The sequence below is a fragment of the Streptomyces sp. NPDC001401 genome (genome assembly GCF_042895385.1).
In the GTDB taxonomy this organism is placed as follows: Bacteria; Actinomycetota; Actinomycetes; order Streptomycetales; family Streptomycetaceae; genus Streptomyces.
Window position 1 is genome coordinate 844,953 of sequence record NZ_JBIAWI010000001.1, and the last position, 22,039, is coordinate 866,991.

The 22,039-nt window shown below is 69.7% G+C and carries 20 protein-coding genes and 1 pseudogene; 7 read left to right on the forward strand and 14 right to left on the reverse strand.

The window, feature by feature from the left end:
• Positions 1 to 4: 4 nt before the first annotated feature.
• A pseudogene (gene dnaK / locus ACFY10_RS03955) lies at positions 5 to 1,708 on the reverse strand (molecular chaperone DnaK); the annotation flags it as partial.
• Here dnaK and ACFY10_RS03960 point away from each other — a divergent pair.
• On the forward strand, positions 1,670 to 1,924 hold the full coding sequence (locus tag ACFY10_RS03960) for a DUF397 domain-containing protein (RefSeq protein WP_390663448.1): 255 nt from the start codon (positions 1,670 to 1,672) through the stop codon (positions 1,922 to 1,924). The pseudogene dnaK and the gene ACFY10_RS03960 overlap by 39 nt on opposite strands.
• Here ACFY10_RS03960 and ACFY10_RS03965 read toward each other — a convergent pair.
• Positions 1,887 to 2,855, reverse strand: coding sequence for a winged helix-turn-helix domain-containing protein (locus tag ACFY10_RS03965; protein WP_390663449.1), 969 nt, complete (start codon positions 2,853 to 2,855; stop codon positions 1,887 to 1,889). The genes ACFY10_RS03960 and ACFY10_RS03965 overlap by 38 nt on opposite strands.
• A gap of 135 nt (positions 2,856 to 2,990) precedes the next feature.
• Between ACFY10_RS03965 and ACFY10_RS03970 the strand changes: the two genes are divergently transcribed.
• Positions 2,991 to 3,770: an intradiol ring-cleavage dioxygenase gene (locus ACFY10_RS03970; protein ID WP_390663450.1), complete on the forward strand. Its 780-nt coding sequence runs from the start codon at positions 2,991 to 2,993 to the stop codon at positions 3,768 to 3,770.
• A 61-nt stretch (positions 3,771 to 3,831) separates the two neighbouring features.
• On the opposite strand, the gene ACFY10_RS03975 is transcribed toward ACFY10_RS03970, so the two are convergent.
• From ACFY10_RS03975 to ACFY10_RS03985, 3 genes are all read right to left on the reverse strand, one after another.
• Entirely contained in the window at positions 3,832 to 4,482 is a 651-nt protein-coding gene (locus ACFY10_RS03975; protein ID WP_390663451.1) for a DUF4360 domain-containing protein, read from the reverse strand.
• 168 nt (positions 4,483 to 4,650) lie between these two features.
• Positions 4,651 to 5,220, reverse strand: coding sequence for a redoxin domain-containing protein (locus ACFY10_RS03980; protein ID WP_390663452.1), 570 nt, complete (start codon positions 5,218 to 5,220; stop codon positions 4,651 to 4,653).
• Entirely contained in the window at positions 5,217 to 5,681 is a 465-nt protein-coding gene (locus ACFY10_RS03985; RefSeq protein ID WP_390663453.1) for a hypothetical protein, read from the reverse strand. The genes ACFY10_RS03980 and ACFY10_RS03985 overlap by 4 nt, the downstream gene beginning before the upstream one ends.
• A gap of 130 nt (positions 5,682 to 5,811) precedes the next feature.
• Here ACFY10_RS03985 and ACFY10_RS03990 point away from each other — a divergent pair, with 130 nt between their 5' ends.
• A complete protein-coding gene (locus tag ACFY10_RS03990) occupies positions 5,812 to 6,300 on the forward strand; it encodes a DUF3515 family protein (protein WP_390663454.1) in 489 nt (162 codons plus the stop codon).
• A 3-nt stretch (positions 6,301 to 6,303) separates the two neighbouring features.
• Here the strand turns inward: ACFY10_RS03990 and ACFY10_RS03995 are convergent, their stop codons facing one another.
• The gene (locus tag ACFY10_RS03995) at positions 6,304 to 6,762 is read right to left on the reverse strand and encodes an RrF2 family transcriptional regulator (protein WP_390663455.1); all 459 of its coding nucleotides are present in this window, start codon (positions 6,760 to 6,762) and stop codon (positions 6,304 to 6,306) included.
• Between the two features lie 224 nt (positions 6,763 to 6,986).
• On the opposite strand from ACFY10_RS03995, the gene ACFY10_RS04000 reads away from it, so the two are divergent.
• Positions 6,987 to 9,998, forward strand: a complete 3,012-nt coding sequence (locus ACFY10_RS04000; protein ID WP_390663456.1) for a beta-galactosidase — start codon at positions 6,987 to 6,989, stop codon at positions 9,996 to 9,998.
• On the opposite strand, the gene ACFY10_RS04005 is transcribed toward ACFY10_RS04000, so the two are convergent.
• The 5 genes from ACFY10_RS04005 to ACFY10_RS04025 form a co-directional block, all read right to left on the reverse strand.
• Positions 9,985 to 11,496, reverse strand: coding sequence for an alpha-N-arabinofuranosidase (locus ACFY10_RS04005; RefSeq protein ID WP_390663457.1), 1,512 nt, complete (start codon positions 11,494 to 11,496; stop codon positions 9,985 to 9,987). The genes ACFY10_RS04000 and ACFY10_RS04005 overlap by 14 nt on opposite strands.
• A 93-nt stretch (positions 11,497 to 11,589) precedes the next feature.
• The gene (locus tag ACFY10_RS04010; RefSeq protein ID WP_390663458.1) at positions 11,590 to 12,561 is read right to left on the reverse strand and encodes an arabinan endo-1,5-alpha-L-arabinosidase; all 972 of its coding nucleotides are present in this window, start codon (positions 12,559 to 12,561) and stop codon (positions 11,590 to 11,592) included.
• Positions 12,558 to 13,439, reverse strand: a complete 882-nt coding sequence (locus ACFY10_RS04015) for a carbohydrate ABC transporter permease (protein WP_390663459.1) — start codon at positions 13,437 to 13,439, stop codon at positions 12,558 to 12,560. Before ACFY10_RS04015 ends, ACFY10_RS04010 begins: the two co-directional genes overlap by 4 nt.
• On the reverse strand, positions 13,436 to 14,374 hold the full coding sequence (locus tag ACFY10_RS04020) for a carbohydrate ABC transporter permease (protein WP_390663460.1): 939 nt from the start codon (positions 14,372 to 14,374) through the stop codon (positions 13,436 to 13,438). The genes ACFY10_RS04015 and ACFY10_RS04020 overlap by 4 nt, the downstream gene beginning before the upstream one ends.
• Entirely contained in the window at positions 14,371 to 15,720 is a 1,350-nt protein-coding gene (locus ACFY10_RS04025; RefSeq protein ID WP_390663461.1) for an extracellular solute-binding protein, read from the reverse strand. The genes ACFY10_RS04020 and ACFY10_RS04025 overlap by 4 nt, the downstream gene beginning before the upstream one ends.
• 211 nt (positions 15,721 to 15,931) lie before the next feature.
• Here ACFY10_RS04025 and ACFY10_RS04030 point away from each other — a divergent pair, with 211 nt between their 5' ends.
• Positions 15,932 to 16,534, forward strand: coding sequence for a toxin-antitoxin system, toxin component family protein (locus ACFY10_RS04030; protein ID WP_390663462.1), 603 nt, complete (start codon positions 15,932 to 15,934; stop codon positions 16,532 to 16,534).
• The gene (locus tag ACFY10_RS04035; RefSeq protein ID WP_390663463.1) at positions 16,531 to 17,769 is read left to right on the forward strand and encodes a DUF6545 domain-containing protein; all 1,239 of its coding nucleotides are present in this window, start codon (positions 16,531 to 16,533) and stop codon (positions 17,767 to 17,769) included. Before ACFY10_RS04030 ends, ACFY10_RS04035 begins: the two co-directional genes overlap by 4 nt.
• Before the next feature lie 196 nt (positions 17,770 to 17,965).
• Here the strand turns inward: ACFY10_RS04035 and ACFY10_RS04040 are convergent, their stop codons facing one another.
• Complete coding sequence (locus ACFY10_RS04040) at positions 17,966 to 18,811, reverse strand: SMP-30/gluconolactonase/LRE family protein (protein WP_390663464.1); 846 nt, start codon at positions 18,809 to 18,811, stop codon at positions 17,966 to 17,968.
• A complete protein-coding gene (locus ACFY10_RS04045) occupies positions 18,808 to 19,581 on the reverse strand; it encodes an IclR family transcriptional regulator (RefSeq protein ID WP_390663465.1) in 774 nt (257 codons plus the stop codon). The genes ACFY10_RS04040 and ACFY10_RS04045 overlap by 4 nt, the downstream gene beginning before the upstream one ends.
• Positions 19,582 to 19,716: 135 nt before the next feature.
• On the opposite strand from ACFY10_RS04045, the gene ACFY10_RS04050 reads away from it, so the two are divergent.
• On the forward strand, positions 19,717 to 20,769 hold the full coding sequence (locus tag ACFY10_RS04050; RefSeq protein WP_390663466.1) for an NAD-dependent epimerase/dehydratase family protein: 1,053 nt from the start codon (positions 19,717 to 19,719) through the stop codon (positions 20,767 to 20,769).
• Between the two features lie 24 nt (positions 20,770 to 20,793).
• On the opposite strand, the gene ACFY10_RS04055 is transcribed toward ACFY10_RS04050, so the two are convergent.
• Complete coding sequence (locus ACFY10_RS04055; protein WP_390663467.1) at positions 20,794 to 22,035, reverse strand: helix-turn-helix domain-containing protein; 1,242 nt, start codon at positions 22,033 to 22,035, stop codon at positions 20,794 to 20,796.
• Positions 22,036 to 22,039: the final 4 nt, after the last annotated feature.

Sequence of the window (22,039 nt, forward strand, 5' to 3'; positions counted from 1 at the left end):
GGTGGAGATTCTGCGCGGTGGTGGCGGCCTTTTCGGTGGCCTCCCGGACGGCCGCGCTGTCCCCGATCGCCAGGGCCAGCTTGAGCTCGCGGACCGCGGCCTCGGCCTCGGCCCTGATGTCGCCCGGCACGGTGTCCTCGTGGTCATTGATGAACTTCTCGGTGGCGTAGACGAGTTGAGCGGCCCGGTCGCGGATCTCGGCGGCCTCGCGGCACTCCCGCTCCCACTCCGCGTAGCGCTCGGCCTCACGCACCATGCGCTCGAGGTCGGCTTTCGGCAGCGCGGAGCCGCCGGAGACCCGCACGCGTTGCTCCTTGCCGGTGCCGAGATCCTTGGCGGAGACGTGCAGGATGCCGTTGCCGTCGATGTCGAAGGCGACCTCGATCTGCGGCTCGCCCGCCTTCGCCGGAGGCAGACCGGTCAGCTCGAGCGTGGCGAGCTTGTTGTTGAACGCCGCGATCTCGCGCTCGCCCTGGTAGACCTGGATCTCCAGTGCCGCCTGGTTGTCCCGTGTCGTGGTGAAGATCTCGGAGCGCTTGGTCGGGATCGTGGTGTTGCGCTCGATGAACTTGGTCATGATGCCGCCCTTGGACTCGACGCCGAGGGACAGCGGAGCGACGTCGAGCAGCAGGAGGTCCCTGACCTCGCCCTTGAGGATGCCCGCCTGCAAGGCGGCGCCAACGGCGACCGGGTCGTCCGAACGGATGCGTTTGCGCTCCTTGCCTTCGGTCAGTTCGTCGACCAGGTGGATGAGGGCGGGCATGCGTGTCGAGCCGCCGACGAGGACGACGTGGTCGATCTCCGAGAGCCTGATGCCGGAATCCTTGATGACGTTGTGGAACGGCGTCTTGCAGCGCTCCAGCAGATCGGCGGTGAGCTGCTGGAACTCGTCCCGGGTGAGCCTCTCGTCCAGGTGCAGCGGCCCCTCGGCGGAGGTCGTGATGTAGGGCAGGGCGATCGTGGTCTCGGTGGTCGAGGAGAGCTCGGCCTTCGCCCTCTCCACGGCCTCGCGCAGGCGCCGCAACGCCAGCCTGTCCTTGGACAGATCGACGCCGTGGCCCTCGGCGAACCGCTTGACCAGGTGGTCGACGATGCGCTGGTCCCAGTCGTCACCGCCGAGTCGGCTGTCGCCGCTGGTGGCCTTCACCTCGACCACGTCGTCGCCGATTCCCACGAGTGACACATCGAAGGTGCCGCCGCCGAAGTGGATGACCATGGCTGTCTCGTCGTCCTTGTCCACGCCGTAGGCGAGAGCGGCGGCGGTCGGCTCGCTGATGATGCGCAGCACGTTCAGCCCTGCGATCTCGCCGGCTTCCTTGGTGGCCTGCCGCTCGGAGTCGTTGAAATAAGCAGGAACGGTGATCACCGCATCGGTGACCCGCTCCCCCAGGTACGACTCGGCGTCCCGCTTCAGCTTCTGCAGGATGAACGCGCTGATCTGCTGCGGCGTGAAGTCCGTGCCGTCGATGCCGATCTTCCAGCCGGTACCCATGTGGCGCTTGACCGAGGAGATGGTGCGGTCCGTATTGGTCACCGCCTGCCGCTTGGCCGCCTCGCCGACCAGCACGTCATGGTTCTTCGTGAAGGCGACGACGGACGGCGTACTCCTGTCGCCCTCCGCGTTGGTGATGACGGTCGGTTCGCCGCCTTCTAGAACACTGACCACAGAATGCGTCGTACCAAGGTCGATCCCGACAGCACGAGCCACCGTGCGCTCCCCCCAGCCGCCGCGGCGACAGCCGCGCGTGAACTTCCCCTCAATGAGGTTTCCCTGACGGATGGTTCGTACACGGCTCTTCAACGGACCTCAGGCCGCGACTCCAAGAGCAAGCAGGGCCCCCACCTCACCCTCCCCTCCACCACCTGGGAAGCCTTCCTTACGCACCTCACCGCCCGCCCAGAAGGGCCAGCCCCAACGGCGTGACCGTGTGAAGCAACACCCTGCCCGCCCTGCACGTGCTGACCAGGCCCGCCTTGCGCAGGATGCCGATGTGGTGGCTGGCGGTGGCCAGGGCAATGCCCGTGTCGTGGGCGAGTTCGGTCGTCGTCACGCCACGGTCGGCGACGGATTCGAGGATCTCGGCGCGGGTGCGGCCGAGGAGGGCGTTCAGGGAACGCAGGCCGGGTGCGGGGCTCAACGCGGCCTCGTGCGCCATCGGGTACACGACGACGCACGGCAGCGTCGGATCCTTGAGCAGCGTGGGCCTGCGCCAGCAGAAGTACGAGGGAAGTACCAGGAGTCCGCGGCCGTCGAGGTGGACGTCGCGGTCGATGCCCAGGCCGGCGAGCTCCAGGATCGGCCGGTGCCAGGTGAGTCCGGGGTGCAGGGAGTTGAGCAGTCCGCCGAGGCCACCGTCGGCCAAGTAGCGGGTGTGCGCGGCGCGTTCGGCGGCGAAGCGGGTGCGGACGCTGTTCCACCAGGGGGCCAGCGCGGTCGCGAAGTAGTGCCGGTGCAGGCGTCCGAGGTGCGTGACGGCGCCCTTGTCGCCGTCGGCGAGGAGCCGGGCCCAGGAGGGCAACCGGTGTCCGTCGCGAGCGAGTTCGGCCAGATCGTGCCCGAGCCGCTGCCGTGGCGTGGACAGCAGGGCGCCGACACCGGCGTCCAGGCCACCCGTGCCGGCGGCCGGGGTGAGGAAGTCCGCCGAGTAGCCGACGGGTGGCGCGAGCCGGAGCAACTCACCGGCTGGGACCGGCAGTTGGCTGCGTACAGTGCGCCGCCAACTGCCGAAGACCAACGACGCGGTGTCCGTCTGCAGCATGTGCATGCTGAGCAGCGCTTCCCACATCGGATCGGGAGCCTGCGCGAGCCGGATCTGGGCGAGGTCGTCGTCGGTGAAGTGAATGCGTACCGCCATGTTTCCCATGCTGCGCGGTCCCGCGCCGCTTGCCATCCTCAGAAATCATGGGGTGACCGGCAAGGAACTTGACGGATCGTCACTTTGCCGAACTGACAGCTCACCAACAGCAGCCCTTTCTACGCTGCCGCGTCCATGACAGACACCTCAGAACCCGCCGGGCCGACCGAGCCCGCCATCGGGCGCAGAACCGTACTCATCGCCACGGGCGCCACGGCCGCGACGCTTGCCGTTGCCGCCGCCGCGCACGAAGCCCCCACCACCGTGAACACGGCCGACACCGCTCCCGTAGCCGCGGCAGCGGTCTGCACCCTCACCAAGGAGATGACCGAAGGTCCCTACTACCTGGACGCAGCGCTCGTCCGCTCCGACATCACGGAGAGCAAGCCGGGCATCCCCCTCAAGCTCGCCCTCACCGTCGTGAACTCCGCCTGCGCCGTCATCCCCAAGGCGCTGGTGGAGATCTGGCACTGCGACGCCCTCGGCGAGTACTCCGGCTACGTCGGCAACAACGGCCACAACGAGACGGACGACGGCACCTTCCTGCGCGGCGGCGTCCTGACGAACTCGTCCGGGGTCGCCAACATCACCACGATCTACCCGGGTTGGTACCGCGGCCGCTGCATCCACATCCACGTCAAGGTGCACACGGGCGTCACGCTGACCTCCGACGGCTCGTTCACCGGCGGCACGGAGCTCCACACCGGCCAGCTCTTCTTCGCCGAGTCGATCACCACCAAGGTCGCCGCCATCTCGCCGTACTCGACCAACACGGTCACCCGCACCACGCTCTCCCAGGACTCGATCTACGACGGCGGAGGCGCCGCATCCGGCCTCCTCACCCTCACCGCCCTGGGCAGCTCGACCTCGTCCGGCTACACCGGCACGCTGACGCTCGGCGTCGACCAGTCCTGACCGCCCCCCGTCCCCCCACACAGGGGTGGCCCGCACCGCGGGCCACCCCTGTTCACACACGTCAGGAGCTCGGACACTCCTTCCACGCCAGGTGGTACACCGTGCTGATGTCCCCGTCCGTCGAGTCCATCGTCATGAAGCTGACCTTGTCGGCGGACGTGGAGCCGGCGGCCACCCGCAGCTCCGTGTTGATGTTGAAGTTGCGTTCAACTCCACAGGGGGCCCAGACCAGTTGGGCCCAGTCGGTGGAGTCCGTGGCCTGCCAGTTGTCGTTGTAGGGGCCGCTGAAGGGGTGGGTCTTCTGCGCCGTGTTCGGGGAGCCCTGGAAGTAGTACGAGGCTCTCTGGGTGCCGCTCGCGCCGGACTGCAGCGAGGCGAAGCCCCGGTAGTCGGCGCTGGCGATGGCGTAGGTGAAGCCCTGCGGGACGTGGACGATCAGGTTGAGCTGGCAGTTCCTGCGGAACGCCGTGGGGTCGGAACTGCCGCCCGCCTGGGCGAGGTAGGCGCTGTAGGTGACCGTGAAGGCCGTGTTGTCCGGGGACACGGCGACCGCGGTGGTGCCCTGCGGGCAGCCCGAGCCGTTCACCGTGGCAACCTTGATGATGATCTTGTCCGGGGGCGGGTCGTCGAACCCGCCCGACGGGTTGTGCGCGGGTATCGCGGTGGTGAGCAGAGCGGCTACCGCGCCGCCCAGAAGGAGTCCACCAGGCATGGTCTCTCCGGATTCTGTGAGTGGGGGGTGGCACACCCCGACCGACCCGGGACCCTTTGAAGAAACCGTGGGGATCCTGTGAAGGCGCGAGGCGATCGAATCGTAGGGAGGCGCCTACGAACCCGTCAGGGCCAACTCAAGCCATTCACAGGTGTGGATTTCACAGGCTCACAGCAGCGGCTCGATGATCTTCGTCAGCCTCGCTTCCGTCACCCCGCCCATCCGTATCGCCGCCACCTTCCCGGACCGGTCGACGACGATCGTGAACGGAATCCCCTGGGTGGTGAGCACGCCCCGCGGCAGCCTCAGCAGCTGCTTTCCGGAGGGGTCGTGCAGCGACCGGTATTCCAGCCGGTACCGCTTCTGGAAGGCGAGGCCCGCGGCCCGGTCGCCGTCGTTGTCGAGACCCAGTATGCGCAGCCCACGGGCGCCGTACTTCTTCTGGATCTTCTTCAGCTCGGGTGCCTCCAACCGGCAGGGGCCGCAGTAGGAGGCCCATGCGTTGATCAGGACGAGCTTGCCCCGGTAGTCGGACAGGCTGACCTTTCCGCCCTCCAGAGAGGGCCCGGAAAGGTCCGGAACAGCGGGTCGCTGTCCTTCCTTCCAGGTCCTGATCAGCGGATCCCCCGGGCTGGTGTCGCTGATCGGCGCCGTGGAGGAGCAGCCGGCGAGGACGGCACAGGCCGCCACCGCCGTCGCCATGAACATGCGTCGGGTCTTCTGCCGCGTCTTCGTCATCGGGCGGCCAGCCCCCCGTGCAACCCGTCCGTCCCCGCCTTGGCGAGCACGACCTCCAGGCTCCCCGACCGCCATACGCACAGCAGCCATGCGGCGGGCAGCTGGAGCGAGAACAGCGCGAGGGTCGCCATGAAGAAGGCCGCGTCCACCGGCGCCCCGTCGCCGGCGACCCAGGACGCAACGCCCCAGCAGACCAGCAACGCGACCAGGTAGACGCTCCCGTCGACCAGCATCACGCGCCAGCGCGGCAGGGGATCCATCAGACGCCGGGCCAGGGTCAGGGACACGGTGGCGGCACCCAGGAAGACCGCCTGCCACGGCTCCTTCACCCAGAACGAGGCCCACATCCCGAAGTCTCCGGAAGCAGCCGACCAGGCCAGGTCGACGGCCGCACCGATCAGCCAGGACACCACGACGACGGTGAGCGCGTAGGAAACCGCGCCACGCCAGGTGACAGTCACGTCACTCCCCCTTTTCGACAGCACACCGCCCAACAGCCGTGCGCCACACGATCATTGTCCTCCCCACGCCCTCGGCGACCGGGGCGGGGGCGGTGCTCTCCGGCCCGACGGCGGTGTCTAACGTTCTGCCATGCCGCCGATACGCCGGACCCGACTCGCCGTGACCCTGGGAGTGTGCGGCCTGGCCGCCGGCGCCGCGCTCACCGCCCATGTCCTCGTGGCCACCGACGCCGACGCCGGCATCACCCCCGCCAAGGCCTCCGGCGCACCGCACTGCCACCGCATCGCCGACAGCGCCCCCGCCTCCCTCGGCGGCTTCTCCCGCCGGGACGGCAGCCTGCCCGGGGTCGCCGTCTGGGGGGACCAGGACATCATCCTGCGCTGCGGAGTGACACCGCCCGGGCTCACCGGCAACCCCTGTTTCGCGGTCGACGGCGTGGACTGGGTCTACGACGAGGCGCAGTCCACCCACGGCCGAAAGGTCGTCGTCACCTACGGCCGCAACCCGGCCACCCAGGTCGTCTTCGACAGCCCGGGCCAGACCGACGCGGCCCTGATCGACCTCTCCCGCATCGTCGCCCCCGTCCGGCAGACGTCCCGCTGCCTGGCAGCCCGGTAACCGCTACGGGTTCTCCCAGGCCGTCGGCTCCGCCGCCAGTGCCCGTACCGGCTCCGGCAGGGCGTCCGCCGCGATGTCGGCGATGGTGACGCCCTCGAGGATGCGGCGCACATTGGCCCGCAGCGCGATCCACAGCGGCAGCAGCGGCTGCGCGGACCCCGTGTACTCCAGGCCCGTGGGCCGCTCCCCGCGCACGGACACGATCGGGCCGTCGACGGCCCGGATCACGTCCGCGACGGTGATCTTCGCGGCCTCGCGGGCCAGCCGGTAGCCGCCGCCTCCCCCGCGCCGGCTGTCGACGATGCCGCCGCGCCGCAGGTCGCCGAGGATCCCCTCCAGGAACTTGTGCGGAATGTCCTGCGCGGCGGCGACGGCCTCCGCCTTCACCGGTCCGTCGTTCCCGCGGACCGCGAGTTCAAGAACCGCCCGTACCGCGTAATCCGCCCGTGCCGAGATCCTCATAGGACCATTGTGCTGGGTGCGGCCGTACACAATGATCTAAGCGCTGTCGGTGAAGCCGCTGCGGTTCGACCGCGCCCCGAAAAGGGCGCGGGGCTGTGTCAATATGCGGCTCCGCCGCGGGGCGCGACCAGCCACGACGGCGCCGCAGAAAAAAGACGGCACATCGCGGCACATCCCGCGGAGCGCCACGCACCGCCGACCGACCGTCACGACGGGAGGCTCCCTTGGGGCTCAGCAGACGTACCTTCAGCGCGCTCGCCGGCACCACGGCCCTCGGCCTGGCACTCGGCGGCAGCGGCGCCATGACCTGCGCCTACGCCGCCCAGACCGCTCCGACGGGCCCGCCGCCCGGCACGCCGGGCGCGGACGGGCGACGGCACACGGTCGGCTTCGACCGCTACTCGCTCCTCGTCGACGGCAGACGGCTGGTCGTCTGGTCGGGCGAGATGCACCCCTTCCGGCTGCCGAGCCCCTCCCTGTGGCGCGACGTGCTGCAGAAGATGCGTGCCCACGGCTACAACACGGTCAGCATCTATGTCTCGTGGAACTACCACTCCCCGGCTCCGGGACGGTTCGACTTCACCGGCATCCGCGACCTGGACCTGTTCCTGCGGACGGCGAGCGAGACCGGCCTGTACGTCATCCTGCGCCCCGGCCCCTACATCAACGCCGAGATCGACGGCGGTGGCTTCCCCGGCTGGCTGACGGCCACCGAGGGCAGGGCACGGACCTCCGACCCGACATACCTGTCGCACGTCGACGAGTGGCTGACCCAGGTGAACGCCGTCGTCGCCCGGCACCTGTACACCAAGGGCGGCGGGACAGTCCTGCTCTACCAGATCGAGAACGAGTACGACGCGTACGTCACCGAGCCGACCGGCCGCGACTACATGGCCCACCTGTACCGGAAGGTCCGGGCCGACGGCATCGACGTACCGCTCTTCCACAACGACAAGAGCAGGAACGGGTACTGGATCCCCGGCTCCTTCGACACGGGCGGCGAGAAGGGGCGTTGGCTGTACGGCTTCGACGGCTATCCGTCGCCGACCCTGGCCCCGCCCGACTGGGGGCACTTCGGGGTCGGCGGGGCCAAGGGCGGCGCGACCGCCAGCCCCCAGACCCCTGGTTTTGTACCGGAGTTCGGGGGCGGCTGGTTCGATCCGTGGGGCGGCGCCTGGTTCGACGGCAAGGGGTACGCGGAGTCGCGGCGGCAGCGGGACGCGGCGTACGAACGGCGCTTCTACCTCACCAACCTCGCCAACGGCATCACGCTGCACAGCGTCTACATGACCTTCGGCGGCACCTCCTGGGGCTGGCTGCCCGCGCCGGTCGTCTACACGTCGTACGACTACGGGGCGGCCATCGACGAGGGCCGGCAGCCGACCGACAAGCTCATCCCCATGCACCAGCTGGGGCATCTGCTGCGGCACGTGCCGGACTTCGCCAAACTGGACCGCGCGGCGGATGTCGCGGGGCATGCCGGGGCGGAGGTCACGGCGGACGGCCTGAAGGTGTACCACCTGACCAACCCCGACACCGGCGCCCATGTGTACGTCCTGCGCAACGACGGCGAGGTGCCGGTCGCCTCCGAACTCCCCCTCCACGGCGCCGAACTTCCCGTCCCCGTGGCCGTCCCGGCACAGGACGCGCGGCTGCTGGCCGCCGGGATCAGGCTGGGCCGGCGGAGGCTGCGGTACTCCAACGCCCAGCCCATGCTGGCCCTCACCGCCGGGCGACAGGAGATCGCCGTGCTGACCGGGCGGTCGGGGGAGGCGACGGTGACCGCGCTGGAGTGCGCGAGCAGCCCGACCGTCACGGTGCTGGAAGGGGAGGCCGAGCATGCGTACTCGGACGGGCTGCTGCACATCGAGGCCCAACTCGACGGCCTCACCCGGGTGCTGGTGACCGGCGGCGGAACCTCCACCCCCCTGCTCCTGCTCCTCGCCGACGACGAGACCTCCGTACGGCTGTGGCCCCACGACACCCCCTCCGGCGCGGTGCTGGCGTACGGGCCTGCCCTGCTGCGGACCGCGGCCGTCGAAGGGACGGCGGTCCGGCTGACCGGGGACACGATTCAGGCCGCCGAGCTGGAGGTGTGGGGACCGCGCGGAATCAGCGAAGTCACCTGGAACGGGCGGGAGTTGGCGACACACGCCACCTCCTCCGGCAGCCTGCGCGGCGCGCAGCCGCTGGCCGGTGCCGGGGCGGTCGCGCTGCCCGCGCTGCGCACCGACTGGCGGCGGAAGACGGAGAACCCGGAGTCCGCGCCCGGCTTCGACGACTCCTCCTGGAAGGCCGCCGACAAGACCACCACACACAGCACCACACCGGTCCCCGCCGGACAGCCGGTGCTCTTCGCCGACGACTACGGCTTCCACTACGGCGACGTCTGGTACCGCGGGCACTTCACCGACGCGACCGGCGCCGGGCCCGTGTCGCTCTCCTACAGCACGGGCACGCAGGGGCTGCTGATGGCCTGGCTGGACGGGCGATCCCTGGGCGCGCACCGGATGCCCGTGCCGAACAACAAGACGGTGCGGCAAGGGAGTTGGGCGGCCACGGCGGTCTTCTCCGTACCGGAGCCGCTGCGTACGCCCGGACCGCACGTCCTGTCCGTCCTGGTCCGCCGTATGCAGCACGACCAGGACGGCAGGACGCAGGACACACACAAGGTGGCGCGCGGGCTGACGGCGGTCACCTTCGCGGGGGCCGCCCCGCAGGTGAGCTGGCGGCTGCAGGGCGAGGCGGCGCCCGACCCGGTGCGCGGGCCGCAGAACAACGGCGGGCTGTACGGGGAACGGGACGGCTGGCATCTGCCGGGGTACGGCGACGACGGCTGGGAGCCGGTGCAGCTGCCGCGCGCCGACCGGGGGCAGGGGGTGACCTGGTACCGGACGTCCTTCCGGCTCGCGGTCGACGCCGGCACCGACGCCTCCATCGGGCTGGTCCTGGACGACGACCCGGCCCGCGCCTACCGCGTCCAGATCTTCCTCAACGGCTGGAACATGGGCCAGTACATCAACGACGTGGGCCCGCAGCACACCTTCGCGCTCCCGAACGGGATCCTGCGCACACGTGGCTCCAACACACTCGCCCTGGCCGTCCTGTCCGACGGGGCCACACCATCGGGACCGTCGGACGTACGGCTGACGTTGTTGGGCGCGGCGGCCGGAGGAGTACCGGTGACACCGGTCGCCTCCCCCGGCTGGTCGGCGTCAGGCCCTAGGCCAGCCTGATCACGTTCCAGGACAGCGGTTCCAGTACGGCGGTGAGGGCGCCGTCCGTCAGGGCGGTGCCCTCGACCTCGTGCGGGGCCACCCGCTCGGGGTCGTCGAGGGTGTTCCGCGCGTCCGGGTCGGCGTCCGCGAGGGCGCTGTGCTCGACGACCGACGTCAGGTCCAGGCCGTTCAGGGCGACTTCGAGCGGAAGCGCGTCCGTCCGGCTCCGGTTGACGGCGAAGACGGTGACGGTGCCGTCCTCGGCGCGCACCGCAGTGGCGTGCAGGAGGTCGGCCTCGCCGTACTTCTTCGTCTCGTACGTCGGTGAGTCGACCCGGACGTCGAGGACCTGGCCGCGGCCGTGCTGCGCGGCCTGGGCGAAGGGGAAGAAGGTCGTCTGGCGCCAGGCCGGGCCGCCGGGCTCGGTCATGATCGGGGCGATGACGTTGACGAGCTGGGCGAGACAGGCGACGGTGACGCGGTCCGCGTGCCGCAGCAGGGCGATGAGCAGCGAGCCGAAGACGACGGCGTCGGTGACGCTGTAGCTGTCCTCCAGGAGGCGGGGGGCCTCCGCCCAGTCCCGCGCGCCGGAGTTCTCGATCGCGTGCCACTCCGAGATGTACCAGACGTTCCACTCGTCGAAGGAGAGGTTGATCTTCTTCTTGGACTTCAGCCTGGCGCCCACGTGATCACAGGTGGCGACCACGTTCTCGATGAAGGACTCCATGTCGACGGCGGAGGCCAGGAAGGAGTCGACGTCGCCGTCCTCGGGCTGGTAGTAGGCGTGCAGGGAGATGTAGTCGACGAGGTCGTACGTCTCCTCCAGGACCGTCGCCTCCCACGTGGCGAAGGTCGGCATGGACTGGCTGGAGGAGCCGCAGGCGACGAGTTCGACGCCCGGGTCGATCTGGCGCATCGCGCGGGCGGTCTCGGCGGCGATCCGGCCGTACTCCTGGGCGGTCTTGTGGCCGGTCTGCCAGGGGCCGTCCATCTCGTTGCCCAGGCACCAGAGGTTGATGCCGAAGGGGTCCTTGTCGCCGTGCGCGGCACGGAGGTCGGACAGGGCCGTGCCGGCGGGGTGGTTGGCGTACTCCTGGAGTTCGAGGGCCTCGGCGACGCCCCGGGTACCGAGGTTGAGGGCCATCATGGGCTCCGCCTGGGGGCCGACCTTCTTCAGGAAGGCGATGTACTCGGAGAGGCCGAAGCGGTTGGTCTCGGTGGAGCGCCAGGCGAGGTCGAGGCGGCGGGGGCGGTCCTCGACGGGGCCGACGGAGTCCTCCCACTTGTAGCCGGAGACGAAGTTGCCGCCGGGGTAGCGGATTGCCGTGACGCCGAGTTCACGGACGAGGTCCAGGACGTCCTGGCGCAGGCCCGCCTCGTCCGCGGTGGGGTGGCCGGGTTCGAAGATGCCGGTGTAGACGCAGCGGCCGAGGTGCTCGACGAAGGAACCGAAGAGACGGGGGTTGACCTCGCCGATGGTGAAGGCGGGGTCGAGGGTGAAGCGGGCGGTACTCATTTTTTCCTTTCCAAGGTTCAGATTCGTCTGCGGGTGCGTGGGGGCTGGTCGCGCCCACGCGGCGGAGCCGCAAATGGACACAGCCCCGCGCCCCTAAAAAGCCGCTGGCCAGCCGTCGGGTGTCCAGTTCAGGCGGTTTAGGCCTAGCTTGGGGGTGCCACTGTCGTCTGCGTCGTAGTAGTGGTAGGCCAGCCAGTCCTGGCCGTGGTCCCGGAAGACCGACTCGCCGCCCGGGCCTATGTAGCGGCCGTGAGACGCGAGGAGGAGGTCGCCGCCGCCCTCCAGCATCGGTTTGCCTGTGCTGTCGACGTACGGGCCGGTGACGGAGGCCGATCTGCCCACTCTGATCTTGTACGTGGAGTTCACGCCCTGGCAACAGGCGTCGTACGACGCGAAGAGGTAGTAATAGCGGCCGTGGCGGACGACGTACGCGCCCTCGACGGCGTACGGAGCGTCAGGGCGGGTCGCCAGGTGCTGGACCGTGGCTCCCTCGACCGCCTTGCCCGTCCTGGGGTTCAGTTCGACCATGCGGATGCCCGTCCAGTACGAGCCGAAGGCCATCCACAGTCTGCCGTTCGCCCGGACGATCGCCGGGTCGATGGCGTTCCAGGTGTCCGTGGTGTCGGAGGTGAACGCCTTGCCTTGGTCGGTCCAGGTGCCGGGGAGGCCGGACCGGGAGGTGGCGACTCCGATCGCGGAGTGGTTGGTGCCCCAGGAGGAGACGGCGTAGTAGAGCCAGTAGCGGCCGTCGCGGCGGGAGATGTCCGGGGCCCAGGGGTCGCCGGTGTTGTTGTACTCGTACCACCAGCTCGGCGGGGTGGCGAAGGCGTTGCCTGCGTCGTCCCAGTGGTGCAGGTCCGTCGAGAGGCGGGCGCCGATCACGCCGCCGGTCGAATAGGCCACGTAGCCGCCGGACTTGAGGTGGATGACGGTCGGGTCGTGGATGATCTGCTGACCGGTCAGCGGGAGGGGGTCGGGATAACTCTCGGCTGCCTGCGCCGCGTTGGGGAGGAAAGCCAGGAATGCCGCGACCGCAACGGCCGTCACTGCTCTGCGTACGCTCACTGTCCCGCCAATCCTGTGTGTGCGACGCCCGCCACGATCTGGCGCTGGAAGAAGACGAAGACGACGATCAGCGGCAGGCCCGCCATGAGGCCGCCGGCCATGAGCTGGGCCCACTGGATGCCGTAGGAGTTCATGACGGTCGCGATGCCGTTCGGCATGGTCATCAGGTCGGGGTTGTTGGTCACCATGTACGGCCACAGGAAGTTGTTCCACGAAGCGATGAAGGTGAAGATGCCGACCGCCGCCAACGACGGCCTCGCGAGCGGGACGACGATCGTGAAGAAGACGCGCCAGCGGCCCGCGCCGTCGATGAATGCGGCCTCCTCCAGTTCGCGCGGGACGCCCTGGAAGAACTTGTAGAGGATGTAGACCATGGCGGCGGGCGCGCACTGGGGAAGGATCATGCCCCAGTAGGTGTCGACCATCCCCATCTGCTGGACCGTGGTGAAGAGGGGGACGCCGAGGACGGCGGGCGAGATCATCAGGCCCGACATCACGATGCCCATGAGGACGCTCTTGCCGCGGAACTCGGTGCGGGCGAAGCCGTATCCGGCGAGGGCGCTCACGACCAGCACGACGGTCGTCACACACACCGAGACGACCAGCGAGTTGACGAACCAGTTGGTGATGTTGCCGGTGTCGTAGAGGGCCTTCCACGCCTGGCCCGTCCAGATCTTCGGCAGCCAGTGCGGCGGGATCTCGGCGGCCTCGGCCTCGGACTTGAGCGAGGTGAACAGGGCCGCCGCGATCGGCGCCACGAACACGGCGGAGACGGCGACACCGAGCAGCGTGAGGACGATCTGGCCGGCCGTCCAGGGCTTGCGGGACTTGGTGCGTACGGTCGTCACGGTGCGTACGGTCTGCTCTGCGGTGGTCATCGGCCGCCCTCCTCACGGTTGCGCAGCAGCCACATCCGGGCCAGGGCGACGGCTGCGATGATCACGAAGAAGATGATGGACATCGCGGAGGCGTAGCCCACGCGGTAGCTGGTGAAGCCCTGTTCGAGGGTGTACTGGACGAAGGAGCGGGTGCTGAGCTCCGGTCCCGGGCTGAAGTCCATCATCACGACGGCCTGGTCGAAGAGCTGGAGCGAGGCGAGGACCTGGAGCGCGATGACGAGGCCGGTGATGTTGCGCAGCATCGGCAGCGTGATGTGGACCATGCGGTGCCAGGCGTTCGCGCCGTCCAGCTTGGCGGCCTCGTAGAGGTGGTCGGGGATGCCCTGGAGTGCGGCGAGGTAGAGCAGGAAGGAGAAGCCGACCGTCCACCACAGGGTCTCGATGACGATGGCGAGCATGGCGTACGACTTGTCGGTCAGCCAGGGCGTGTCGATCCCGAGGGTGTGGTTGAACATGCCGATGCCCTGGGTGAACAGCCACTGGAACAGGTTGCCCGCGACGGTCGACGGCAGCAGGAACGGTGCGAAGAAGCAGAGCCGCCACAGCCATTTGCCGCGCTCGATGTTGTGCGCGAGCATCGCGAGCAGGAAGGCGAGGACCGTGATGCAGGGCACGACGAGCAGCGTGAAGTACGCGCTGTGGCCGAGCGCGTCCCACATCATCTGGTCGTGCAGGGCCTCGCGGTAGTTGTCGAGGCCGATGAAGCTCGCGCCCTCGCCGGAGATGTTGGCGTCGGTGAAGCTGAGGTAGACGCCGCGCAGCAGCGGCCAGACGACGAACAGGACGAAGAGCGCCAGGAACGGGGCGATGAACCAGCCGCCGTGCTGGAAGCCCTGCTTGCGGCGTACGGTCGCGGTCGCGGTGGTGGTCCTGGCGGGTGCGCCGGTGAAGACGGTCTGAGCGCTGGTCGTCATGCGACCGCACCTCCCTGCGCGGCGGTCCTGCCGTCCATCGGGTTCTTCGAGACGAGAAGCTTGGCGAGCTCTTTCTTCATCCGCTGGGCGACGGTGGCCGGCTTGGCGGAGCCCATCGTCGAGGAGACGACCATCGGGCCGAGGTCCTGGGCGAGGACGCCGGTGGAGCCCGCGAACCACACCTTCGGCTCGGTGGCCTGGTGGTTCATGGCGCTGACGTACTCGTTCTGCGGGGTGAGCTTCTTGTACGCGCCGGTCGACAGCGTCGGCCGGTACGCGGGGATGTGTCCGCCGGCCGCCCACTGCAGGGCGTGCGTGACGACGTACGCGGCCAGTTCGTGCGCGGCCTCGTTGGTGGCGCCGCCGCGGCCCGACTGGTGCGGCAGTACGAAGGAGTGCGACTCGGCGTGGGTGGCCTGTCTGCCGAAGACGGGCGGCAGCGGGGTCGCGCCGTAGTCCAGCTCGGCGCCGGAGAAGACCGGCACGGACCAGTTGCCCTCCCAGGTGAACGGGGCGCCGTTGATGAACTGTTCGCCGGTCGGGGCGCCCGGGATGACGTACCCGTCGGTGACGTGCTTGCGGAAGAACTCCAGGACCTGGGTGGCCTTGTCGGCGTCGAAGAGGACCTGGGTGCGGGCGTCGTTGAACCACTCGCCGCCGAGCTGGGTGTAGAAGGCGACGAAGAACCACCACTGGAAGTTCTGGTCGTTGGTCCACAGGCCGATGGTCTGCAGGCCCTTCTTCTGGACCTTCTTCGCCTTCTTCAGGACGTCGAACCACTCGTCGGTGGAGGTGACCGGGATCATCAGACCGTCGTCGCCGAGCAGGTCCGCCTTCTTCAGCACGTCCCGGCGGTAGAAGCAGAGCTGGACGTGGATGTCGAGCGGCAGGGCGTAGAGCTTGCCGTCGATGACACCGCGGTTCCAGAGGGCCGGGTTGTAGTCCTGCTGCCGTACGCCGTACTTGGCGAGCAGGTCGATGTCCCACGGGTCGAGGAGCCGGCCCGGCGAGAAGCCGGCGACCCGGCCCATGTGCATGACCGAGAGCTCGGGGGCCCGGTTGCCGGCGGCGGCCATGGCCAGCTTGGTGTAGAAGGGGTTGCCCCACTGGAGGGTGGAGTCCTTAACGGCGATGTCGGGGTGCTCTTTGCGGAAGGCGTCCAGCATCGCGATCATGTTGGCGCCGTCGCCGCCGCTGAAGAGGTTCCAGTAGCGCACCCGGGTGTCCGCGCCGGAGGCCAGTGCGTCCGCGCCGGTGCCGAGTGCGGCGAAGCCGAAGCTGCCTGCGACCGCCAGACCACCTGCCGTGGCCAGAAGTTGCCTGCGATTCAGTTCGGGTCGTCCCATGCCCTGCCCCCCTGCCCTGACTGCTCGGTATCGTGTCTTCGCATTCCCGTTCGGTATTTCGAAATGTGCTCGTAACTTCGAACGGGACCGTAGATAGGAAGCGCTTGCTAGTCAATGGGTTGGGCGGGACTTTCCAGCCAAGGCAGCGGTTCGAGGTTGAACGACGGCGTAGGCTCGGACGGCCTGTTGCGCGGCGTACGAAGGGGGAGCGATGGACATCGCGGGCGCGCGGAGGAAGGCGGCCCGGATCGCCGCTGGGCTGCGGCGCTCGCGGAGGGGTTCCGGGATGCGGAAGCTGACGGACGGCCTCGGGGCGGCCATGCGGGCCAGACCTCGCCCGCCGGCCGATGCGCGTGAGCTGTGCCGGGCGCTGTGCGAGGAGATGAGCGTGCTGCGCGGCGGACGGCCGGTGGAGCTGCGCTTCGAGCGGTTCCCCGACGAGATCGAAGTCACCGGGTTGTGGGTGGAGTTCTCCGACTTCGACCTGGTGATCGTCGAGGATCGGGCCGAGGCGGTGCAGCAACTGGTCATCCTCGGCCATGAGTTGTGGCATCTGCACGCCGGGCACAGCCATCACCATGTGGCGGGGGCGGCGCTGGCCGACCGGCGCAAGTGGAACGCCGTCAAGGACGCGGCGCTTTCGGTGGCCGCGCGCGACGGCTCCCGCGTCGCCGACGAGGCGGAGGCCGACGACTTCGGGCACCGGCTCGCGGCCGCGTTCCGGCCGCTGCTGTCCGGGCCCGACGCCGACGCCCCGCTCGGCCGTATCCAGCGGTCCCTGGGCTACCGCGGGCGCGGGGGAACGGGTCGGTGACCGCGGCCCTCGCCCAACTGGCCTGGTCCCCCGCGGGCTTCGTCAACGAGTTCTACCCCTCCTTCTGGTGGATCCCGGCCGGCGTCCTGACCGCCGCCCTCGCCATCAAACTGCCGACCATCGTCCGCCTCTGGAGCGACCCGCTCCTGCGGGCCGTCGGCGGCGTGCTGCTGATCGCCTGCGCGGTGTTCGTGTTCGTGGCGCCGTCGACGATCGCCCGGGTCAACCGGATCACGGGCGTGCCGAACATCTCGGCGCCGTGGGTGTATTCGCTGCTGACGGCGTTCTGCGGGTCCTGTCTGCTGCTGATCATCGCGTGGCGCAACGGCCTGTCGGACCGCTCGGCGTCGACCGTGCGGGCCGTTCGCTGGGTCGTCGCGGGCTCGCTGGGGGTGATCGCCGCGCTGTGGGTGCTGTTCGCGCTGGCGGACGCGCCGGTGGAACGCCTGCGCGACCTGGACACGTATTACGCCAACACCCCGTACATGCGCGAGATGATCCTGCTGTATCTGCTCGCGCAGGCGGTGGCCACGGTGATCACCTCGGGGCTGATCTGGAACTGGGTGCGCACCGACGGGCTCGACGCCTGGCTGCGCTGGGGCCTGAAGTTCCTCGGTGTCGGCTACGCGGCCCAACTCTCCTTCTACGCCGTCAAGTTGCCCGCGGTGGCGGCTCGCTGGACGGGCCGTGACCTGGACTGGCTGAGCACGGCCGTGGCACCCCCGCTGGCCTGTCTGTCCGCCATCCTGATCGCGGTCGGCTTCATCCTCCCGCACGCGGGCCAGTACCTTGCCGAACGCCGGAGGGTCCGGCTCGCCCACCGCCGGCTGCGGCCCCTGTACCTGCTGATGCGCACGGTCAACGGGAGCGGCGTGTCCTTCGTCCTGCGTGCCACGCCGGAGCTGCGGCTCATTCGGCGGGAGACGTTCATCCGGGACGTGCTGTTGCCGCTGGCGCGGCGTATCGACGAGGGGCGGCGGGAGCGGTTCTACGAGGCTGCGGTCGCCCTCGGTTTCGAACCGAAGCGAGCGAGGGCGCTGGCGTCCGCGGCGGCGATTCAGGATGCGGTGGTGGCTCGGCGGGGGTCGGCCGACGCCGAGGACGGGCACGATCCTGATACGACGGAGTTGTTGCGGGAGATCGGTGCGGTGTCCGAGGCTCTGCGGAAGGCCGAGGAGCTGGAGGCGATTCGGACTCGGGTGGGGGGTGTTCTGCGGCCGGGGGTGCGGAGCTGAGCGGTGTAGGGGCTGACGGCGGGTGGGTGCGCTCGCCCGCGCTTGCGGGGTGCCGCTGCGCCCACCCGTGCCGCCCCAGCGGCACGACTGCCCGCAGCTACGCCAGGGATACGGTGCCGACTGCTCGGGTGGGCGCCGCCCCTAGCGGCACGACTGACCGCAGCTACGCCAGGGATACGGTGCCGACTGCCCGCAGCTACGCCAGAAACGCCGGTTGTGGCAGGCCCTTTCCCGCGCCCGGGACTACCAGCAGGGAACCCGCCACCGGGTGTGGTGTCGTGAGGCCGACTCGGGCTGTTGTGATGTAGAGGTCGGTGAGGTCCGGGCCGGCGAAGGTGCAGGCGGTGACGCGGGGTGTGGGGAGTTCGATCACGCGGTCGAGTTCGCCGTCGGGTGTGTAGCGGCGTACCGCTCCGCCGTCCCACAGGGCCACCCACACACAGCCGTCGGCGTCCACCGTCAGCCCGTCGGGGTAACCGGCGCCGTCCTCGATCTGTGCGAACCGGCGGCGGTCGGTGGCCCGGCCGTTCTCGTGGTGGAAGACGTCGACCTGCCGCGTCGGCGAGTCGACGTAGTACATCAGGCGGCCGTCGGGGCTCCAGCCCGTGCCGTTGCTCACGGCCACGTCGTCGAGGACGACCTCGACCGAACCGTCCCCGGTGATCCGGGAGAGCGTGCCGCCGCCGGCCGCCTCGTCGTAGCGCATGGTGCCGGCCCACAGGGAGCCGTCGGGGGCGACGGCGGCGTCGTTGGCGCGGCGGCCGGGGACGGGTTCGTGGTGCAGCCAGCGGAAGGTGCCGTCGGGGTCGACGAGGCCGACTCCGTCCCGGAGGTTCAGCACCAGCCCGCCGCCGGCCCTCGGCTTCGCCGCGCCCACGTGCTGGTCGGTGACACGGACCGTGCGGCGGCCGGTCACCGGGTCGTACGTGTACACACGCGCGCCCAGGATGTCGATCCAGATCAGCCGCCCGGCGTCCGCGTCCCAGGTCGGCCCCTCGCCCAGGGTCGCCTCGGCGCGTACCGCCACCTCGTACGCCGTCATGCGACGGTCCGGTGGCCAAGGCGCTCCGACAGCTCGACGGCGCCCTTGGCGGCGAGCTGCTCGAGCTCGGCGCGGCGCTCCTCGCTCCATCGGATCATGGGTACGGAGATCGAGAGGGCGGCGACGACCTGCCCGGTACGGTCCCGCACGGGCGCCGCCACACAGCTCACGTCCGGGTTGGACTCGCGGCTCTCGACCGCGATCCCGCGCTGACGGATCTGCGCCAGGGCCTCGCGCAGGGCGGACGGCTCGGTGATGCTGTTGGGAGTCATCGCGACGAGCTCGGCGTCGTCCGGGATACGCGCGGTGAGCTCCTGCTCCGGAAGGGAGGCCAGCAGCATTTTCCCCACGGACGTGCAGTGCGCCGGCAGCCGGCGTCCGGCCGCCGACACCATGCGCACCGCGTGGGTGGAGTCCACCTTGGCGATGTAGATGACGTCGGTACCCTCGAGGATCGCCACGTGCACCGTCTCGTCACAGGTCTCGGCGACGGACCGGGCCACCTGCTGCCCCTCGGCCGCGAGGTCCAGCTGCTCGGCGTACCGGCTGCCGAGCTGGTACGGGCGCACACCGAGGCGGTAGCGTCCCGGCTGTCCGGGCACCTGGACGATGTACGACCGGGCGGCGAGCGTGGTGACCAGCTCGTGCACGGTGGTGCGCGGCAGCTGGAGCTTGCGCACTATGTCGGGGGCGGAGAGCGTCCCGTCCCCGTCGAGGAAGAGCTCAAGAATGTCGAGAGCCCGGGTCACGGCAGGTACAAGGCGTCCCACGACCGGCCCCCTCCCTTGTTATCTGAGGTTGTCTGAGGTTTCATCCTAGGCGGCTGTTCGAAATTTCAACAGACGATCGGCATGACGAACACAGGCTACGCATAGTGCGTTTGCCCGGGCAATGGTTCTGACCGAATGATCGGAGTGCGCGTGGACGTGCTGGTGACCGGGGGCAGCGGGTTCGTCGGTTGTCATCTGGTGGGGCGGCTGCTGGAGCGCGGGTATCACGTGCGCACCACCGTCCGCAGTACCGCGAACACCGCGAAGGTAGCGCCCCTGAAAGCGTTGCAGGACCGCTTCACCGGCCGGCTCGAGCTGTTCGAGGCCGATCTGCTCGTCGACGGCGCCTTCGACGAGGCCATGAAGGGGTGCGAGGTCGTCTTCCATGTCGCCTCGCCCTTCTTCATGCCGGAGAAGATCAAGGACGGCCGGCGGGACATGGTCGAGCCCGCCCTGCTCGGTACCCGCAATGTGATCGCGAGCATCGAGAGGACATCCAGCGTCCGGAGGCTCGTGTTCACGTCCACCGTCGGCGCCATATTCGGCGACTACGCGGACGTACGCGACATGGAGGGGCAGGTCCTGACCGAGGCGTACTTCAACACCACCAGCACGGTCGAGAACAACCCTTACCACTACGCCAAGACCATGGCGGAGCAGGCCGCCCGGGATGCCGAGAAGGGACAGGAGCGGTGGCGCATGGTGGCCGTCAATCCGGGGCTGGTGCTCGGCCCCTCCCTCACGCCCGCCTCCGAATCCGGCAGCCTCTTCCTCCTCGAAGAGCTCTTCAAGGGCTACTTCTTCTACGGCGCCCCCGACTTCAGCTTCACCACGGCCGACGTGCGGGACGTCGCGGACGCGCACATCGCCGCCGCCGAGAAACCGGACGCGCACGGGCGTTACATCGTCGCGGCGGAGCGCATGACGTCCTTCCACGAGATGGCGCGGATCATTCGGGGCCGGTATCCGAAGGATCTACGGCTGCCGCGAACCCGCCTTCCGCACTGGCCCGTTCGTATCCTCGGGCCCGCCTTCGGGCTCACCCAGGACTACATCCGCAAGCATCTCGGCATCCGGTTCCGGGTGGACAACAGCCGTAGCGTGCGGGACTTGGGCATGGTCTACCGGCCCGTCGAGGAGACCCTCATGGACCATTACGAAGCGTGGCGCGAACAACGCAAGAAGTGACGCGGAGCTCTGCCGCCCCTGGCTTCACCGCCGCCCCGGCTCCCCCAGCACCCCCCTCAACCTCTGTGCCCGCAGCACCAGTTCCAGCTCGAAGCGGCGGTCGGGGTTGTCGATCTCGTCGCCCCACAGCTCGCGGATCTGGCGGAGGCGGTAGCGGACGGTCTGGGGATGGACGCCGAGGCGGGCCGCCACCTCCGGTGCCCCGCCTCGCGTCTCCAGCCACGCCAGTAACGTTTCCGCAAGCCGGCGCCCGTGCGCCGGACCGCAGTGCGCGAGGGGGGCCAGACAGCGCAGGGCCAGGTCGTCGATCAGCTCCTCGGGCTGGAGCAGGACCAGGGCCTGAGTGTGTTCCGTGCAGTACAGGACGTCCCCGGCGGGCAGCAGCCCCCGTTCCATCAGGTGTACGGCCGCCTCGGCCCAGCGCAGCGACTTCCCCGCGTCGGACAGGGGTACGGGCGGTCCGATCGCCCCGGACCAGCCGGTCAGCGCCCGGTGCAGCAGTTCGGGGCGGCCGGCCGCGTCGGGCTCGGGGACGACCATGCGGGGCTGCTCGTACTCCATGTCGAGGAGCACGCCCTGTCCCACGGCGGGCGCGACCGCCTCGCGGGCCGGGCGGAGCAGGACGCCGACCGCGACCTTGCGCGGCAGCGGCCAGCCGACCCGGGCGGCGCGTTCGGTCAGCGCGTCGGCCGGATCGCCCCGGTGGTGTTCGGCGAGGAGCAGCTCCATCAGCCGGCGCTGGAGCCGCAGCCGCTCCCCGGCCTGCCTCGCCGCCGCCTCCGCGTAGCCGCGCACCGACTGGTCGACCAGGCCGTCCAGGTACTCGTAACCCGCGTCGACGAGTTCGTACATCGCGGGCGGCGGGATCTCCACCCGCTGGCCGATCTCGGCGAAACGGCGCCAGGCCAGGCGTACGCCCATGCGGTAGATCGCCTGCAGGGAGTCGAGGGAGCGGCCGTGCAGGCCTTCGCCGCGGCCGAACTCCTGGAAGACGCCCGGCGGGACCGACGGCCGGCCCTCCGACTGCTCCAGGTGCTGGACGAAGACCTCTATGGCGCGGCGGATGCCGACCAGGGCCATCGGCTCGCCCGACTCGTCGAGGACGACGGGCAGGTGCGGGTACTCGCGGCGGATCTCGCGCAGGATCTCCTCGGCGAGCGCGGGCGCCTCGGCCATGGCGAGGGCCGCGAACCGGCGGACCTGGAGGCGGGGGACGTCGTGCCAGGCCGAGCGGGTGGTGACGGCCGGTGAGTGAGCGGGCGTCACGGGG

Coding starts and splice junctions, on each gene's coding strand:
- ACFY10_RS03975 (WP_390663451.1), bottom strand. CDS start 4,482: ATGCCTGGTGGACTCCTTCTGGGCGGCGCGGTAGCCGCTCTGCTCACC.
- ACFY10_RS03965 (WP_390663449.1), bottom strand. CDS start 2,855: ATGGCGGTACGCATTCACTTCACCGACGACGACCTCGCCCAGATCCGG.
- ACFY10_RS03990 (WP_390663454.1), top strand. CDS start 5,812: ATGCCGCCGATACGCCGGACCCGACTCGCCGTGACCCTGGGAGTGTGC.
- ACFY10_RS03980 (WP_390663452.1), bottom strand. CDS start 5,220: ATGACGAAGACGCGGCAGAAGACCCGACGCATGTTCATGGCGACGGCG.
- ACFY10_RS04030 (WP_390663462.1), top strand. CDS start 15,932: ATGGACATCGCGGGCGCGCGGAGGAAGGCGGCCCGGATCGCCGCTGGG.
- ACFY10_RS03995 (WP_390663455.1), bottom strand. CDS start 6,762: ATGAGGATCTCGGCACGGGCGGATTACGCGGTACGGGCGGTTCTTGAA.
- ACFY10_RS04040 (WP_390663464.1), bottom strand. CDS start 18,811: ATGACGGCGTACGAGGTGGCGGTACGCGCCGAGGCGACCCTGGGCGAG.
- ACFY10_RS04005 (WP_390663457.1), bottom strand. CDS start 11,496: ATGAGTACCGCCCGCTTCACCCTCGACCCCGCCTTCACCATCGGCGAG.
- ACFY10_RS03970 (WP_390663450.1), top strand. CDS start 2,991: ATGACAGACACCTCAGAACCCGCCGGGCCGACCGAGCCCGCCATCGGG.
- ACFY10_RS03960 (WP_390663448.1), top strand. CDS start 1,670: ATGCGTCGTACCAAGGTCGATCCCGACAGCACGAGCCACCGTGCGCTC.
- ACFY10_RS04050 (WP_390663466.1), top strand. CDS start 19,717: ATGATCGGAGTGCGCGTGGACGTGCTGGTGACCGGGGGCAGCGGGTTC.
- ACFY10_RS04015 (WP_390663459.1), bottom strand. CDS start 13,439: ATGACCACCGCAGAGCAGACCGTACGCACCGTGACGACCGTACGCACC.
- ACFY10_RS04020 (WP_390663460.1), bottom strand. CDS start 14,374: ATGACGACCAGCGCTCAGACCGTCTTCACCGGCGCACCCGCCAGGACC.
- ACFY10_RS04025 (WP_390663461.1), bottom strand. CDS start 15,720: ATGGGACGACCCGAACTGAATCGCAGGCAACTTCTGGCCACGGCAGGT.